The organism is Mycobacterium interjectum (assembly GCF_900078675.2).
GTDB classification, from domain to species: Bacteria; Actinomycetota; Actinomycetes; order Mycobacteriales; family Mycobacteriaceae; genus Mycobacterium; species Mycobacterium interjectum.
The window spans coordinates 1,040,475-1,055,038 of sequence record NZ_LT546237.1; the positions used below are offsets into that span (position 1 = coordinate 1,040,475).

The following is a 14,564-nucleotide window of genomic DNA, read 5'->3' on the forward strand; positions in this document are numbered from 1 at the left end:
ATGTTGGCGATCGCTTTCTGTGTCTCGTGTCCGCCGAGCCGTCGAGCCATCTGGGCGATTGCCGCTTCGGCGACGATGCGAATGCCTTTGCGCCGACACGCGCTTCGCAAATTCTTCAGGTAGCTTTCGCCGATCAGGTTCTGCTCGACGAGAACTCCGATTTCGGGGAGTCCGCGTTTGGCAACGAGGTCCGCGATGAAAATCGGCTCGTCGGTCATCGAGCCCTGCGGGAAGGCGAAGGTCCACTCGCCTAACCAGTCGTCGGTGCCGGTGATGGCGATCGCCGGGACCTTGAACCGCTCTTCGATCGCTTCGCGGGTGGGCACGCAGTTGTCGGTGATGTGGGGTCCGAACACCACCAGACAGGCTTCGTCGACAAGCTCACCGAAAGCGTCGATGACCGCCTTGACCGACCATCAGGTAGCCGATCTTGATGGGCTCTGCAGTGCTTTCGTAGGACATCGCACTTCCTTCGGGTTTATGCGGGTCAACCTAAGATTTGTTATCTGCCGCGCGGATTCGCTAGACGTTTTCGTTGAGGTAGACCTCGATCATCTGGATGAGTCCGTTGGTGATGGCGGGATCGTCGCTGAGGGGTCCGGCGATCGCGGCGCGTGCCGCTTTGGGTGCGGGCAGGCCTTGGGCGATCAGGCGGCCCGCTGCGATGAGCACCCGCGTGGACGCCACTTCGCGCAACCCCCCGGTTTCCAGGCGCCGGATCGCTTGACCGAACCGGACAAGCTGTGCGGCGTGGTCGCTGCTGATTCCTGCTTCGGTCGCGACGATCTTTTCTTCGATGTCGGCGTTGGGGAAGTCGAACTCTAAGGCGACCATGCGTTGCCGCGTGGAGTCTTTGAGATCTTTGAGGACGCTTTGGTAGCCCGGATTGTAGGAGACCACCAGGCCGAACCCGGGTGCCGCCGCCAGGGTGACGCCGAGCCGTTCGACGGGGAGCTGGCGGCGGTGATCGGCTAATGGGTGCAGCACGACGGTGGTGTCTTGGCGGGCCTCGACGACTTCGTCGAGGTAGCAGATGGCTCCTTCGCGCACCGCGCGGGTTAGCGGCCCGTCGACCCATTGAGTGTCTCCGCCGACGAGGAGGAATCGTCCGACGAGGTCGGCGGTGGTGAGGTCGTCGTGGCAGGCGACGGTGATCAGTGGCCGACCCAGGTCGTGGGCCATGGCCTCGACGAAGCGGGTCTTGCCGCATCCGGTCGGACCTTTGAGCAGAATCGAAAGGCCTTGCAGGTAGGCGGCTTTGAACACATCTTCTTCATCACCGACGGCGACATAGTAGGGACGGGCTGCACTGTCGCCGACGTCGGCGCGGGTCGATTCACCGTTGCCGGCGGTGCCGGCGGCCGACGATGGGGCCACTGCGCCCTCGGTGCTGGCAACGTGCAGCCGCCCGCCGTCGTCGTCGTGGTCGGGTCGGGCGGAGACGTCGGTCAGGTGGCGGGGGTCGGTGGATCGCGTCATGCGCTTCGTGTCCGTTCTGTTGAGGTGACGTGCTGAACCGGGCGGGTGGCATTAATCAGGCGGCGGCGCGCTTCTGCCGAGCGAAGCGCGGACCGAAACAGGGGTCCGACAACACCTTTGAGATCCTCGGGGCGTGCAACGGTGGCGTGGGCGGTGCTGCCGAAGACGTGGCGCAGCGCCGCGACGTCGGTGCTGGCGCCGATGGTCAGACACAGACAGCCAGTGCCGCGGCGGCGAGCCTCGGCCAGCGCGCGGCGAGCGTCGGCGGCACCGTAGTCGCGTTCGTATCCGTGGTCGTAGGCCAGGCCGTCAGAGATCACCACGAGCAGTCGGCGCGGCGTGCCGGCGTGTTTTTCTACCACCGCTGCGCCGTGACGGATCGCGGCGCCCAGCCGCGAGAAGGCGCCGGGAGTGATGGCCTGCAGCCGTTGCATGGTGCGGGTGTCGAGGTGATCGTCGAAGCGTTTCACCGGTGTCACCTCAACCATGGATCGACCTTGAGAGGCGAACGCATACAACGCGACTCGGTCACCGAGGTCGTGCAGCGCCACGGTGATCGCTGCTGCGGTAGTGCGCTGCTGTTGATGTACGGTCTGACCGTGCGTTCCCGGTTCGGCGGTGGATCCAGAGACGTCGAGCAAAACCAACACCCCCAGATCGCGTCGGCGCCGCAGGGTATCGAGGTAGACCTCCTCGCCCGAGGGCGCTTCGGCCCGTGTTTCCACTTGGGCTTCCACCGCCGCGTCGATGTCGATGTCGTCGCCTTGGGCCTGGCGGCGCCACCGTTGCAGCCCGACCCCGAGGCGTGCCAGCGGCTTACGCAGCCCGATATCGCGTGCGATGTGCGCGGCCGCACCGGTATTCGGGGGCTCGATCTCGTGCACCGTGCACCACTGCGGGCGGTAGCGGCGCTCGCGCATGTTCCATTCGGGATATGTCGCGCCGCGCGGGGCGAAGGGATCGTCAGTCTCGGTTGCCGATCGTGCGTTGGAAACCACTGCAGTACTGGCCGTCGCGCCGGCCCGAGTGCGATGCGTCGGTGTGTCAGCGCCTGGTTGGCCGCCTCCGGACAGCTGGCGCACCACGCTGAGCATGCGTGCCAGCAGTTTGCCCAGCACGCCGCCACCGCCGACCGGGCTGGTGAACGGGTCTTGCATGTCTTGGTCGTCGGCGATGTCGTCGTCGGCCAGTTCCTGGAGTTCTTTGTCCTGTTGTCGTCGTGGGGTGTGCTCGCCGGCCGGGCCGGGCCCGTGGTCGGCGCGTTTGTCGACGACGACCTTGCGGGGACGTAGGACGCCGAAATCGGCGGGCGGGTCGGGTATGGGTTGGCGACTTAACGCGATGTCGAGTGAGGCGGCCGGCGAGTGAGTGCGCGAGGCGAGGTCGCCGTCGATGAGCGTGCGCACTGCCGGCGGCAGCCACATCTGGTTGGCGGCCAGCGCGCGGTGACCTTCAATGGCCAGGTAGCGGCGCACCGCCGCGCGATGTGTGCTCAATGTGCGGGTGATCGCGGGTTGGAGGCTGTCGGCCGCGATCAGACAGGCTTGAACGGTGATCGCGGTGAGTCGAGCTGTGGGCGGGCTGTTTGGGTCGACGAAAATCGTGCGCATGTCGGTCCAGCACGGCTGACCGGGCTCTGTCGCGGCGACGGCAACCGGTTGCCCTGACAGCGCTGAGGCCAGCATCTCTAGCTGTGGCAAGGGTGTGGCGGGGCGATCGGGTGTCATCTGGTCCTATGTCCGTGCCGGGCCGCGCGTCGGAGTCAGGCTGCGGTCGGCGATGCCACGGATCACGGTGTCGCGGGCCAGGCGCAGCGCCGCCCGCCTACCCAGGCGGTGGACGAGGTTTTCGGGTATCCACAAGACGCCCATGACGCAGCGCGCCAGCATCTCTAGCGATGATGTGTGCGCCTGCAGGTCGTGTGACCGGATGCCCTCGCGCAGCAGGCTTTCCAGTTCGGCCAGTCGCTGGGCGAAGGCCAGGGCTGGTTCTGGTGTGTTCGGCGGGTGCTGGCGCAGCCACGCGAGCTGAATCTTCCACTCGTGGGGGAAGCGGTCGATCGCGTTGATGTTGACCCAACTGAGCGCATCGAGCTTCTCGACCGCGGTGGCGTCGCTGGCCAGGACTTCGGCGAAACCTCCGCCGGCCTTGCGTCCGAACGCCTCGATGATCGCTCTGAACAACCTGTCTTTGGAGCCGACCACCGAGTACACGCGGGCAGGACCCAATGCGGTGGCCTCGATGATGTCGCGCATCGTGGTGGCCTCATATCCGCGGCGACCGAATTGTTCTCGCGCCACGGCGTGGATGTAGGCGGACTTGCGTGTGACCTCGACATGGCTGTCCTCACCCCACGAGCCGATGGCCTTTTCGGCGGCGGCGAAGGCGGCCGAGGAGTCCAGTTCGTCATCTGTAGGCGGCCGGCTGCTCAGCCCTGTCGTCATGATTCGGCACAACAGGGCGGCGACATCCTCGGCGGCGGCGGTGTGGCGGATGACGTCGAGCCCGACGTGCATCAGGCTTTGGCAGATACGATCGGCCAGCGCCGATATGGCGACACCTGATCGAAGCAGACCGTTGGCCGCGCCGGCCGCCAGTATCTGGGTCATCGTGTATTGCAGCGTCGTGGGTCTCGCGGACAGAAGCAGGCTCAGTGACGGGTTGGCGCTGGCAGCCTCGAAGAATGACATCTGCAATGCGGCCGGGTGGCGCGCCGCACAGCGCGCGATGGCTGAGCCGAAGTCATAGAACCCGGCGGGGAATGGGCTGGCCTGGCGGTGGTCGGTGTCATCGAGCGCCGCCTTTGCGACGCCGTCGATGTCGGCGCGAAAACCCTGGACCAGTTCGAAAAGCAACTCTTCTTTGCTGCTGAAGTGGTGATACAGGCTGCCCGCCAATATGCCGGCGGCTGCGGCGATGTCAGCCAACGAGGCGCGCGGGCCTGCCGAGGCGATCACCGATTCGGCCGCCTGCAGGATCCTGGCACGTGCCGTGCACTGGCGGGCCCAACAAGTGTCCGCCGGCAAGCGGGGACCACTATGCGGTGGTGACATCGGTTCGGCCCGGCGGGGCTGAGCCGATCGCATGACGCGGGCGCGGGTCACCATGACTGACACTCGATAATGTCTGCAGGTCTGTTGGCGGCGCCGGGTGCGGCTGACCTCCGTCCGACGTTGTTGTGGCCGGCGCCGAATCGACCGTGCTCTCGCGGCGTGCGACCACGCGTGGTGCCGATGAATTGCCAAGGCAAGCATCGGGTGGCGAATCGGAGCAGGCCTGTCATGACGGCGAATCCCCAAGAGCGTCGGCGGGTGCGGCAGGGCGGCAATGTTCCCTGGGCGCAACGCGAACCCGACAGCTGCTCGACCCGGTCGGACCCAAGCTCATCGAGGAGCTACCGACGAGACATGAGATGGCCACCAGCTCACCGGACACCTCTAACCGGCCGGTCGAGACACGCGGGCAGCTTAGCGACATCGCTCGTCCTCTCCGTCCCGACCTATTGTGGTGCAGTCTGACTCCAGAATAAGATCTGGTGCTAGATTGCACCAGATCAGTTGGGTTGGTCAAGGGACCGCAGCCAGACGCCCAGTCACCGCTTCCTGCTCTTGGTTGATGGACCGGCCTGCAGGTTAGCCGTATCACGTTGATAAGCAACCGAAGTGGAGGAAGATCCTTTGTCCGGACGTCTCGACGGCAGGTCGCCGTCATCAGGGGAGCTGCCTGCGGCCAAGGGCGCGCGCACGCCGTCGCCATAGCCAAAGCGGGCGCCGACATCGTTGCCCTCGATATCTGCCGGGACGTCCCGAGCAACCCCTACCCGTTGGCGACACCCGACGACCTCTCTGACACCGAACGATCGGTGAAAGAACTTGGGCGGCGCGTGGTCGCGCGGATCGCCGACGTGCGTGAACGCCACGAACTGCGCGACACCGTCGAGGCCGCTCTGGCCGATCTCGGCAGGATCGACGTCGTCGTCGCCAATGCCGGCATCCTGCCGATGGCGATGGGCAACCCCGACCCATGCATTTCGTCGACGCCTCCGACGTCGACCTGGTCGGCGCGATGAACACCGTCGCGGTCACCATGCCCGCTACCTGTGGGTAGTGGGTCAGTTTGAAGTTATTGGCTAGTTGCGCGGCCTTGGCCCGAGATCGTCGAGAATCTCTTTGGCCATGACAACGGGGAGCAGGTGACCGGTCGCGGGGACCGCCCTCAGCGTGCTGTTGGGCAACAGGCTAGCCAAACGACGTGCATGTTTCATCGGCACCAAGGTGTCCTCTTCCCCTTGCCAGATGGTGACCGGCTGCTGGATCTCGGGGAGGTCGAAACCCCATGAGCCGAAGTAGTGACGGTACTCTTCGACCATTCCCTGTACGCCGCCGCTCATCACTTCGCGATGCGTCGCCAGCAGGGATAGGGGCGGCGGGTTGAGTGCTGCGCCATCCCGGCTGCCTGCTAGGTGCGGGAGGACCCACCCGAGCACGCGTGGCGGTACACGGCGTATCAGTTGCAGCAGCGCCGCAGCGGCCCACGGCGCCCATCGGGCGGCCGGGATGAGCAACTCATCGGGCAAGAACCCGATCTCGAAGACGTTCCTGAGTCGCTCCAGGGGAGCCATCCCGTCGATGGTGGCGACCACGCGTACTCGCCCGGGCATCGCCGCAGCGCACGCCAACGCGAAGGGGCCTCCGCCCGACCAGCCGGCGACGGCGAAGTCATCTAGAAGCAGCAGGTCAGCAACCTGAGCCACGGTGTGCCCCCACTGGCCAACCGAGGCCATGCTCCATAGGTCGCTGCGCCCAATGCCCGGTCGGTCAATTGCGATGATTTCGGCACCACAAGAACGCGCCGCCTCGTCCATCACCGTGGCGTCCATACCGCAACTGAGTCCGCCGTGGTTCCACACCAGGGGCCACCCACCAGGTGACCCAAACCGCCACACACCCACGCGACGCGAATCGACCAGCACGGTCGAACCCGAATCGGTACCCCCGTTGTTGCTCTGCATTGATCGCCCCTCCGAAAGGTCACCCCGCCGCACCGTTCTCGGCTATTGCACCAAATATCTGTTCCGCGCTAGTGGTATTTCCCTGCACATGTTGGCGACTAATGATCGCGGCTTGGTGCAAAGGTCTAGTCGAGTAGCGCGCGCACTTGTGCGACGGCGCCTCCATCATCGTCACCGGTTCCACCGCCGGCATGATCCGGGGCGCCACCGACAACCCGACCATGGGCCCCGGTGGGGCGGGCTACGCCTGGAGCAAGCGCGTCGTCATGGAGGACGTCGAGGAGATGTGCTTGCACCTGGCGCTGCGGATGATCCAGATCAACGCCATCCACCCGACCAACTGCAACACCCACCTGCTGCAGAACGATGGCATGTACAGCATGTTCCAGCATGTTCCGCCCGGATCTGACCCAAGCGGGCAAGAAGGCCACCCGCGAGGACGCCGAACCGTTATTCACCCTTTTCCCGGCCATGCCCACTCCCTACGTCGAACCCGAAGACATCGCCAACCTGGGCGTGTTCCTGGCCAGCGACGAAAGCTGCTACATCACCGGCCAACACATCCGCGTGGACGCCGGGCCTGCTGAAGTGGCCAACGGGCCCGGCAGGTGGGACGTGCCCCCTGAATGCTTGACCAATGGACCCGTTGTGGTGCAGTCTGACTCCAGAATCATGGTCTGGTGCCTAACGACACCAGAAAGAATGGGTAGGGAGCAAAGTCGGTTGACTCGACAGACGTGCAGGTCGACCCCATGATGTCGCGGCCGCCGGGGGCGCCGGCGACGCGTGCGCTGGTGAGCCGCTACATGACATCCGAGTACGACAGGCGTTCACCCCATCCGCCTCCACGCCAGCCCCGCCGCAGCGGGGCTCCGGCGTTATCGATGCGATCCCGAGACGTAGTCGGCGATCGCCCTGGCCTGGAACAAATGTTTGTGGAGGGCGGTTGGTGATCACCGAGCAAACCCCAGCACCTTCGCGGACACCAGAGCGCGTCGCTGCACGGTCGCCAAGGGGCAGGATCGCAGCCTGGTTGCTCGCGGTGCTCGCCGTCGCGTTGGTCATCGCCGTCGCGTGGAACGCGCGCGACTATCCCGATGCGCGGGTTGGTAATCCGGAGGTCTCCGGCGCGCCGCGCCCCGTCGAGCCGCTGGTGGGCTATGACCACTGGCTGGGGCTGTTCCAGATCTTCGCGGTCGTGTTGGTCGCCGGCCTTTTTGCGCTATTCCTGTGGGGATGGCGAGGCTATGGGCCGCACCCCTACGTCTTGATGGGTGTGGTGACCACCTTCATCGCCTGGCAAGACCCGATCATGAACTGGGCGCCCTACGCGGTGTACAACCCCAGGTTGTGGCATTTCCCCGAGTCATGGCCGCTGGTTTCGATATCTCCGACCATCGAGCCCTTCGTCGTCCTGGGTTATGCGTTGTTTCAGTTTGGCCCGTATTTTCCTGCCGTCTGGATTCTGCGCAAACTTCAGGCCCGGCGCCCGGCTGACGCCTTCGTGTGGCGTCGCCCGCTGATCAGCCTCGCCGCGTTGATCTTCGTCTGCGGCTTCCTCATCGACATGCTGTTAGAGGTGTTCCTCGTGCGCACCGGGTTTTACATCTACTCCCAGGTGATCCCGTTCGGCTCCATCTTTGTGGGCACTGCCTACCAGTTCCCATTGCTGTGGGAGTCGTCGTTGGTGACGCTGGTCATGATCCCCGCCGGCATCCTGGTGTATCGCGACGACACCGGCCGCACGGTGTCAGAAAAACTGGCCCAGCGCGCCGGCATCCTCGCAGGGCGGCCGGTGCTCGCCTCGTTTCTGGTGATGCTGGTCATCATCAACGTTTCCTACCTGGTCTATGGAGTGACGTTCACCGCGCTGAAGTGGTCTCGGCTGGCCTCCTCGGTCGCTTGTCCGTGGCCGTACCCCGACACCAAGGTCTTTGACCCCCAGGGGTTTTACGAGCAGAACGGCCAGAAAGGTCCCTATTCAGTGGGGATTATGTCGACCTGGGGCAACGGCCAGCCCCACGGGCGCCCGAACGCGCAGCTCGGCTCCGAAAGTGACCGTTGTGCCAGGGCGCCAACAGGTGACCGCGCAAATTTCAGACGATCAGTGATCGGTGAGGAGAGACAATGACCACAGAACGAACCTCCAAGCCGGCGAGCCCACCCGACATCGAGCCGACCCGCTGGTCGGCCAGCGGGATCTGGAAGTGGGTGTGGCTCGCGCTCGGTGTCGCCACGGTGGTGGCTGTCGGGTGGAACGCGCGCGATCGTCCCGATGCGCGGATCGCAAACCCCGCGGTCACGGGTACGCCACGGCCTTGGGAGCCGCTCCTCGGCTACCAGCACTGGATCCCCGTCCTGCAGATCTTCACCGTCATCGCCGTCGTGGGCCTCATCGTGGCAGGCGTATGGGGCTGGCGACGCTACGGGCCGCACCCCTACATCCTGATGAGCCTGGTGACCACGATCATCGTCTGGCAGGACCCGCTGATGAACTGGGCGCCCTACGCCGTGTACGACCCGCGGCTATGGCACTGGCCCGAATCCTGGCCATGGGTCTCGCTGGCGCCGACCGTCGAACCGTTCGTCGTCTTCGGCTACGTCATGTTCCAGTTCGGACCGTACTTCCCGGGAGTCTGGGCGCTGCGCAAAATTCAGGCCCGGCGGGGCACTGACACCTTCGTGTGGCGCCACCCCCTGCTGAGCCTGGGGGTACTGATCTTCATCTTCGGGTTCATCATCGACATGATTCTTGAGGTCACGATGATCCACACCGGGCTCTACATGTACTCCCAGGTGATTCCCTTCGGGTCGATCTTTGTGGGCACTCCCGTTCAATTCCCCTTGTTGTGGGAATCCTCATTGGTGACGCTGGTGATGATTCCTGCCGGGATACTGGTCTATCGGGACGACACCGGCCGCACGGTGTCGGAGAAACTGGCCCAACGTGCCCGCATCTTTACGGGCCGACCGGCGCTGGGCTCGTTCATCGTGATGCTCATCATCGTCAATGTGTTCTATTTGGTGTACGGGCTGGCGTTCGCCTCGTTCAAATGGACACGGATCGCGACATCTGTCGCGTGCCCCTGGCCCTACCCGGAAGCCAAAGTCTATGACCCGCAGGGCTTTTACGAGCAAAACGGTCAGCAAGGCCCGTACTCGGTGGGTATTGCCTCGACGTGGATGATGGCCCAACCGCACGGACGTCCCCACGTGACGCTCGGATCCATCAGTGACCGGTGCGCTTCGAACAAGCAGTGAGTGCTGGGCGCATCGGTGGCGTCTGCAAGCAACGAGTGCGCAGTCTGCACGTCGGGAACGACCGTGTGACCCTGTGATTGCCGTTGGGGGCGATCTGTGCCGAAGGCGCCGATACGTTCGCGTGGGAAACCGGCGTGGTGAGGCGACAATTGGTCATCGTGGATGTCCTGCCCCGCGGGCGCTTCCGGGGGAGGCGCGCTTTCTGCCGATGGCAGCGTCATTACGGCAACCGTCTTGCTCAAGGGCGATGTTGGTGAACGCCAGAAGGCGTCGGCGTCGCTCAACGAGCACTTGGCGAAAGACATGCCCGCTGGAATCAACGCCGCGATGGCCGGCAACAGTCCGCTGATGGGCGACCTCACCGAAGTCGACGGACAGGACATGATGACCGCCGAGATGGTCAGTCTGCCATTGGCGTTCATCGTGCTGCCGCTCGCGCAGCGGTCCGTGCTGGCCGCGATGATGCCGATGGTGCTCGGAATGTGCGCTGTGGGGGTCACTCTCGGCTTGTTGTCGCTTCGGTGTCCCTCATGGACTGGAACGTATTCGTCGAGTCGTTGGTGGCGATGATGGGCCTTGCGATCGGGATCGACTACTCGTTGCTGATCGTGCGGCGCTACCGTGAGGAACTGTCCGCCGGCATGGTCCCGCGGCAGGCCATCGTGCGAACACTCGAGACAGCGGGTCGCACGGCGCTCTTTCGGGCATGATCGTCTTCATCTCACTGGTCGCAATGGCAGTCACCGGTCTGCCCGTTTTACGCTGACTCCGCAATCGGAGTCATCCTCGTTATCCTCGTTCCTGGTCACCGGCGTACTGACCCTCTTGCCGGCATTGTTGCTGGTCGTCCTGGGCGACCGGCTGGACAGAGGGAGGAGGCTTCACCCAGCTCCAAACGATTGGCAGACAACGGTAGTCGATGGGAACGTTGGGCGCGTGCGGTGATGAGACGCCCGGTGCCGGTTCTTGTGGCCTGAACACTGATCCTGTTGGTGGCCGCGATCATGGTGGCAATTTTCAGATCTTTCTGCCTGGACAGAATCCCGGAGATGAAACAGATGGGATTCGGACTCGCTGTTGCGGTGCTGTTTGACGCCACACTCATCCGCGTCACCCTTGTGCCTGCCTTCATTGAAAATCACCGGGAACTGGAACTGGTGGATCCCACGCCGCCTGGACCGGCTGCTACCCGAACTCCAGCACGGATGAGCTCCCGAACGCGTTTTACCACGTGACGGGCAGCTCATTCATACCGTAGATGCCGGACTCGGCTTTGAACGTGAGATCGGCTGACGGTACGGCTAATTGCAAGCTGGGCAGGCGCCTTGCCAGTGACGCAAACGCTACCTGCATTTCGACTCGCGCAAGGTTCTGCCCGATGCATTGATGAACTCCGTAGCCAAAACCGAGGTGTCCTCTCGTCTTTCGCTCGACATCGAACTGATCGGGATGGCTGGCGAAAGTATCATCCCAGTTGCCGGCCGGCAGGTTCATCAACAGCCTTTCTCCCGCACGCACGAGTTGGCCACCGATTACGAGGTCTTGGGTAGCCACCCGGTCGACTTGACTCTGCACGATGGTGAGATACCGCATCAGCTCTTCAACGATGTTGGCAACCAAAGAGTGATCGTCGGTTTGGCCCAGTCGATGAAACACCTCTGGCCGATCCAGCAGCGCAAGGGTACCCAACGCGATCATATTCGCCGTGGTTTCGTGACCCGCCTGCATCATGATCACGCCCGTCATGGCTGTGGTGTCTCGATCGAGTTGGCCGGTCATTACGTAATCGGTGACCAGGCGGCTGATCAGGTCGTCGCCGGGCTCGCGTTGCTTTCGGTGTGTCAACTCGTGAATGTAAAGGTACATTGCCGCAAATGCCTGCGAACGCTGCTCGTCGCTCACACTTGAGTCCAAGGTGATCGCGGTGTTGCGCTGAAAAAAATCGAGATCTTCCTCCGGGACGCCCAGCAGCAAAGCGATCACCAAAGACGGTACGGGCAAGCCGAATTCGCGCACCAGATCCGATGGTGGCCCGGTGGCAATCATCGTATCCAGGCATTCATCGACCAGCTGTTGGATTTGTTGCCGACGCGATTCGCTGCGCCTGAAGGTGAATTGACTGGTCATCATCCGTCGGAGCCGATGATGTTCGGGGTCGTCGGTTCGCGCAAACATGACGGGTGTATTTTCGCGGCCCGCAGGCATGCGGGACCAATCGATCGTATCGGCCGAAAGTCGTTGATCGACTAACGCTTCCCGGATGTCGTGGTAGCGACTCACCACCCAGTGTGGTTGGCCTTGCCATGTCGCACGTCGCAGACCCGGCTCCTGGCGCCAGGTCGTGAATGCCGCAGGCGGCTCAAGCGGACACTGAACTGCGCGGGGGACCGGCATCACTGGCATATCGCCGCCGGAGGAGAGATCTGAGGTTTCCGAAGACATCGACGGTCAGTCCAGCGGGGTGAACTCTAAGTGAAGGTTGGTCAGACCGCGCAGGATGAAGGTGGGTTCATACCCGTAGTGGCGGGTGTCGGCGGGGCCGTGGCAGGCCTCGCTGATGCGGATGTCGGCCATCCGGTCAAAGATGCGGTTCAGTGAGATGCGGCCTTCGGCACGCGCGAGCGGCGCCCCTGGGCAGGAGTGATTGCCGCGGCCAAAGGCGATGTGTTCACGCACATTCGGGCGGTCCAGCCGAAATTCGTTGGGTGCGTCGAACTTTGCGGGGTCACGGTTGCAGGCCCCGGGCAGCAGCATCATGGTGGTGCCGGCCGCGATCGGCACGCCGCCCACCGTGGTCGATTGCCGTGCCAGGCGGAAGTGGCTTTTCACCGGGCTTTCCATGCGCAGCGTTTCTTCCAGGAACACCGGGATGCGGCTGCGGTCCTCGCGCAGCACCGTCTGAATGTCGGGGCGCTCCCCGAGGATGCGCAGCGCGAAGCTGAGAAGTTTCGTGGTGGTCTCCATGCCCGCCGAGAACAGGAACGTCGCCAGGTGCACGACATCCATCACCTCAGGTGTTGACCCGTCCGGGTACTTGGCTTGCGTCAGTTCGGTCAGCACGTCCTGGCGTGGCTGCGCGCGGCGCTCGACGATGTAGCCGGCGAATTTCTCATCCAGCCACAGCAGCGGGTTGTGCGCTGGCGCGTCGTCGCCGAGAGCGCCGGGGACCTCGTCGTTGGCTGCCAGCGTCGCACGGAACATCTTGTGGTCGTCTTCGGGAACACCGAGCAGATCGGCGATCACCAGCAGCGAGAACGGTCGCGCGTAGTCCTCCAGGAACTCGCAGCTGCCGCGGGACACGAACTCGTCGAGTTGCTCGTCGGCCAAGCGCCACATGAAGTCTTCGTTCTCCGACAGGCGCTTGGGGGTCAGCAGACGGCTCAACAGCCCTCGGGTGTAGGCGTGCTCGGGGGGGTCTTGGGTGACGATGTGCTCGCTCATCGGGATCTGGTCGCGCTTTTCGGCGATCAGGGCGCTGATGTCATCGGTGTCGGTGTCGAAGGACACCCCGGCGTAGGGGCCGGCCACCGACACACACGCCGAAAAGGTGTTGTCCTTATAGACGGTGAGGGCTTCTTGGTGGCCGGTGATGGCCATCACCTGATGGTGCGGCTCGGCGGTCACCGGGCATTTGGCGCGTAGATGGTCGAAATACCCGTAGGGGTCGGGCACCAGCTCAGGGTCGGTGAAATAGTCGACCGAATCGAAGTCGTTCACAGCCAAATCTCCTCTTGCAGTGGGGCTGTCACAATACGGGCGCGGCGGATTCGGTGACCGAGGCGTCGTGGAGGTTCATGACGTCGGCAAGGTTGTCGGCGATGTCTTCGGCGGTCAGCGCGTCCCTGGCGAATCCGGGTCCACGCACCACGGCGAGGCGCGCGACGCTGCCCATCCCAATCTGAAGAACCTCACCGGTCAGCGGGCACGAGTCGTGAGCCAGGAACACCGCTGCCGGCGCGCATAATTCGGGCGGCATGGCGGCGTTGATTTGGTCCATGACGTCGGTGGGTATGGACAGGTGCTCGGCCAGGGCGTGGGAGTGTGAGGCCGACATGCGGGTGAACGCGCGCGGCGCGATGGCGTTAACCGCGATGCCGTGCGCGGCTCCCTCGGTGGCCAGATTCCGGGTCAGTCCAAACACTGCACCCTTTGCTGCCCCGTAACTGCTCAATTCGGGGATACCGCCGAGCATGGCTTCAGAAACGGTGTTGACCACCCGGCCGTATCCGGCGCGGATGAAGTGCGGCCAGGCGGCGCGGGTGACAAGCACGGTGCCGACATAGTGAACGTCGATCATCGTGCGAAACTGGCTGACGGTCAGATCTTGGAACGGGGCGGGATCGTGGATGCCGGCGTTGTTGACGATCGCGTCCAGCCGCCCAAACTGTCTGAGCGCGGTGTCGATGATGTCGGCGGCGGCGCGTTCATCGGCGACCGAGGCAAAACAGGCGACGGCTTGGCCGCCGGAGGCGTTGATCTCCTCGGCGACCGCTTCGGCGGGTGCCCGAGAGTGACCGCCGCCGTCGATGTCGGCGCCGCTATCGACGACGACGACGCGTGCTCCCTTGGCGGCCAACAGCAGTGCGTGGCTTCGTCCGACCCCCCGGCCCGCGCCGGTGACCACGACCACCCGGTCATCGAAGCGCAGTCCGGTCACGACCCCCTCCTGTCTGCGATTGTGCGGTTCGAGGCGACTGCGCCCACGTGGCAGACCGGTCCACCGCGGGCGATTCGGGGCAGCGCCGCAGTAAGCGGTGCTGCGGCCGCCCGCCGTGCATCATCGCGTCGACCCGTCGTGGAACCCACCGCCACC

At 64.2% G+C, this 14,564-nt stretch carries 11 protein-coding genes and 4 pseudogenes; 7 read left to right on the forward strand and 8 right to left on the reverse strand.

The genetic code is table 11. The features are described from left to right. Positions 1 to 41: 41 nt before the first annotated feature. The 3 genes and pseudogenes from BN4348_RS39180 to BN4348_RS62755 all read right to left on the reverse strand — a co-directional run. Positions 42 to 413: pseudogene (locus BN4348_RS39180) on the reverse strand (ABC transporter substrate-binding protein); the annotation flags it as partial. Positions 414 to 522: 109 nt separating this feature from the next. Further along, positions 523 to 1,479, reverse strand: a complete 957-nt coding sequence (locus BN4348_RS39185; protein ID WP_084454084.1) for a CbbQ/NirQ/NorQ/GpvN family protein — start codon at positions 1,477 to 1,479, stop codon at positions 523 to 525. Beyond that, positions 1,476 to 2,597 carry a nitric oxide reductase activation protein NorD gene (locus BN4348_RS62755; protein ID WP_407937900.1) on the reverse strand — a complete coding sequence of 374 codons (1,122 nt, stop codon included), beginning with the start codon at positions 2,595 to 2,597 and terminating at the stop codon, positions 1,476 to 1,478. Before BN4348_RS62755 ends, BN4348_RS39185 begins: the two co-directional genes overlap by 4 nt. 33 nt (positions 2,598 to 2,630) lie before the next feature. Between BN4348_RS62755 and BN4348_RS62760 the strand changes: the two genes are divergently transcribed. Continuing rightward, on the forward strand, positions 2,631 to 2,771 hold the full coding sequence (locus tag BN4348_RS62760; protein ID WP_407937901.1) for a hypothetical protein: 141 nt from the start codon (positions 2,631 to 2,633) through the stop codon (positions 2,769 to 2,771). A 441-nt stretch (positions 2,772 to 3,212) separates the two neighbouring features. On the opposite strand, the gene BN4348_RS39195 is transcribed toward BN4348_RS62760, so the two are convergent. Next, positions 3,213 to 4,505: a TetR/AcrR family transcriptional regulator gene (locus BN4348_RS39195; protein WP_235852691.1), complete on the reverse strand. Its 1,293-nt coding sequence runs from the start codon at positions 4,503 to 4,505 to the stop codon at positions 3,213 to 3,215. 651 nt (positions 4,506 to 5,156) lie between these two features. Between BN4348_RS39195 and BN4348_RS39200 the strand changes: the two are divergent. Then, positions 5,157 to 5,571: pseudogene (locus BN4348_RS39200) on the forward strand (SDR family NAD(P)-dependent oxidoreductase); the annotation flags it as partial. 37 nt (positions 5,572 to 5,608) lie between these two features. On the opposite strand, the gene BN4348_RS39205 reads toward BN4348_RS39200, so the two are convergent. Then, positions 5,609 to 6,490 (reverse strand): alpha/beta fold hydrolase, encoded by an 882-nt coding sequence (locus tag BN4348_RS39205; RefSeq protein WP_084454085.1) that lies wholly within the window; start codon positions 6,488 to 6,490, stop codon positions 5,609 to 5,611. A 143-nt stretch (positions 6,491 to 6,633) separates the two neighbouring features. Here BN4348_RS39205 and BN4348_RS39210 point away from each other — a divergent pair. The 5 genes and pseudogenes from BN4348_RS39210 to BN4348_RS59490 all read left to right on the forward strand — a co-directional run. Further along, positions 6,634 to 7,124 (forward strand): annotated as a pseudogene (locus BN4348_RS39210) (SDR family oxidoreductase); the annotation flags it as partial. Positions 7,125 to 7,439: 315 nt separating this feature from the next. Next, on the forward strand, positions 7,440 to 8,621 hold the full coding sequence (locus BN4348_RS39215; protein ID WP_096866268.1) for a spirocyclase AveC family protein: 1,182 nt from the start codon (positions 7,440 to 7,442) through the stop codon (positions 8,619 to 8,621). After that, positions 8,618 to 9,751, forward strand: coding sequence for a spirocyclase AveC family protein (locus BN4348_RS39220; RefSeq protein ID WP_066911702.1), 1,134 nt, complete (start codon positions 8,618 to 8,620; stop codon positions 9,749 to 9,751). The genes BN4348_RS39215 and BN4348_RS39220 overlap by 4 nt, the downstream gene beginning before the upstream one ends. Positions 9,752 to 9,913: 162 nt before the next feature. Further along, positions 9,914 to 10,461, forward strand: a pseudogene (locus BN4348_RS39225) (MMPL family transporter). 279 nt (positions 10,462 to 10,740) lie between these two features. Beyond that, positions 10,741 to 10,986, forward strand: a complete 246-nt coding sequence (locus BN4348_RS59490) for an MMPL family transporter (RefSeq protein ID WP_142308684.1) — start codon at positions 10,741 to 10,743, stop codon at positions 10,984 to 10,986. Here BN4348_RS59490 and BN4348_RS39235 read toward each other — a convergent pair. From BN4348_RS39235 to BN4348_RS39245, 3 genes are read right to left on the reverse strand one after another with little or no spacing between them, the layout of a single operon-like run. Further along, on the reverse strand, positions 10,976 to 12,193 hold the full coding sequence (locus tag BN4348_RS39235) for a cytochrome P450 (protein WP_066911706.1): 1,218 nt from the start codon (positions 12,191 to 12,193) through the stop codon (positions 10,976 to 10,978). The genes BN4348_RS59490 and BN4348_RS39235 overlap by 11 nt on opposite strands. A 6-nt stretch (positions 12,194 to 12,199) precedes the next feature. Next, positions 12,200 to 13,468, reverse strand: coding sequence for a cytochrome P450 (locus tag BN4348_RS39240; protein WP_066911708.1), 1,269 nt, complete (start codon positions 13,466 to 13,468; stop codon positions 12,200 to 12,202). Between the two features lie 28 nt (positions 13,469 to 13,496). Next, entirely contained in the window at positions 13,497 to 14,408 is a 912-nt protein-coding gene (locus BN4348_RS39245; protein ID WP_066911709.1) for an SDR family NAD(P)-dependent oxidoreductase, read from the reverse strand. Between the last annotated feature and the right edge of the window lie 156 nt (positions 14,409 to 14,564).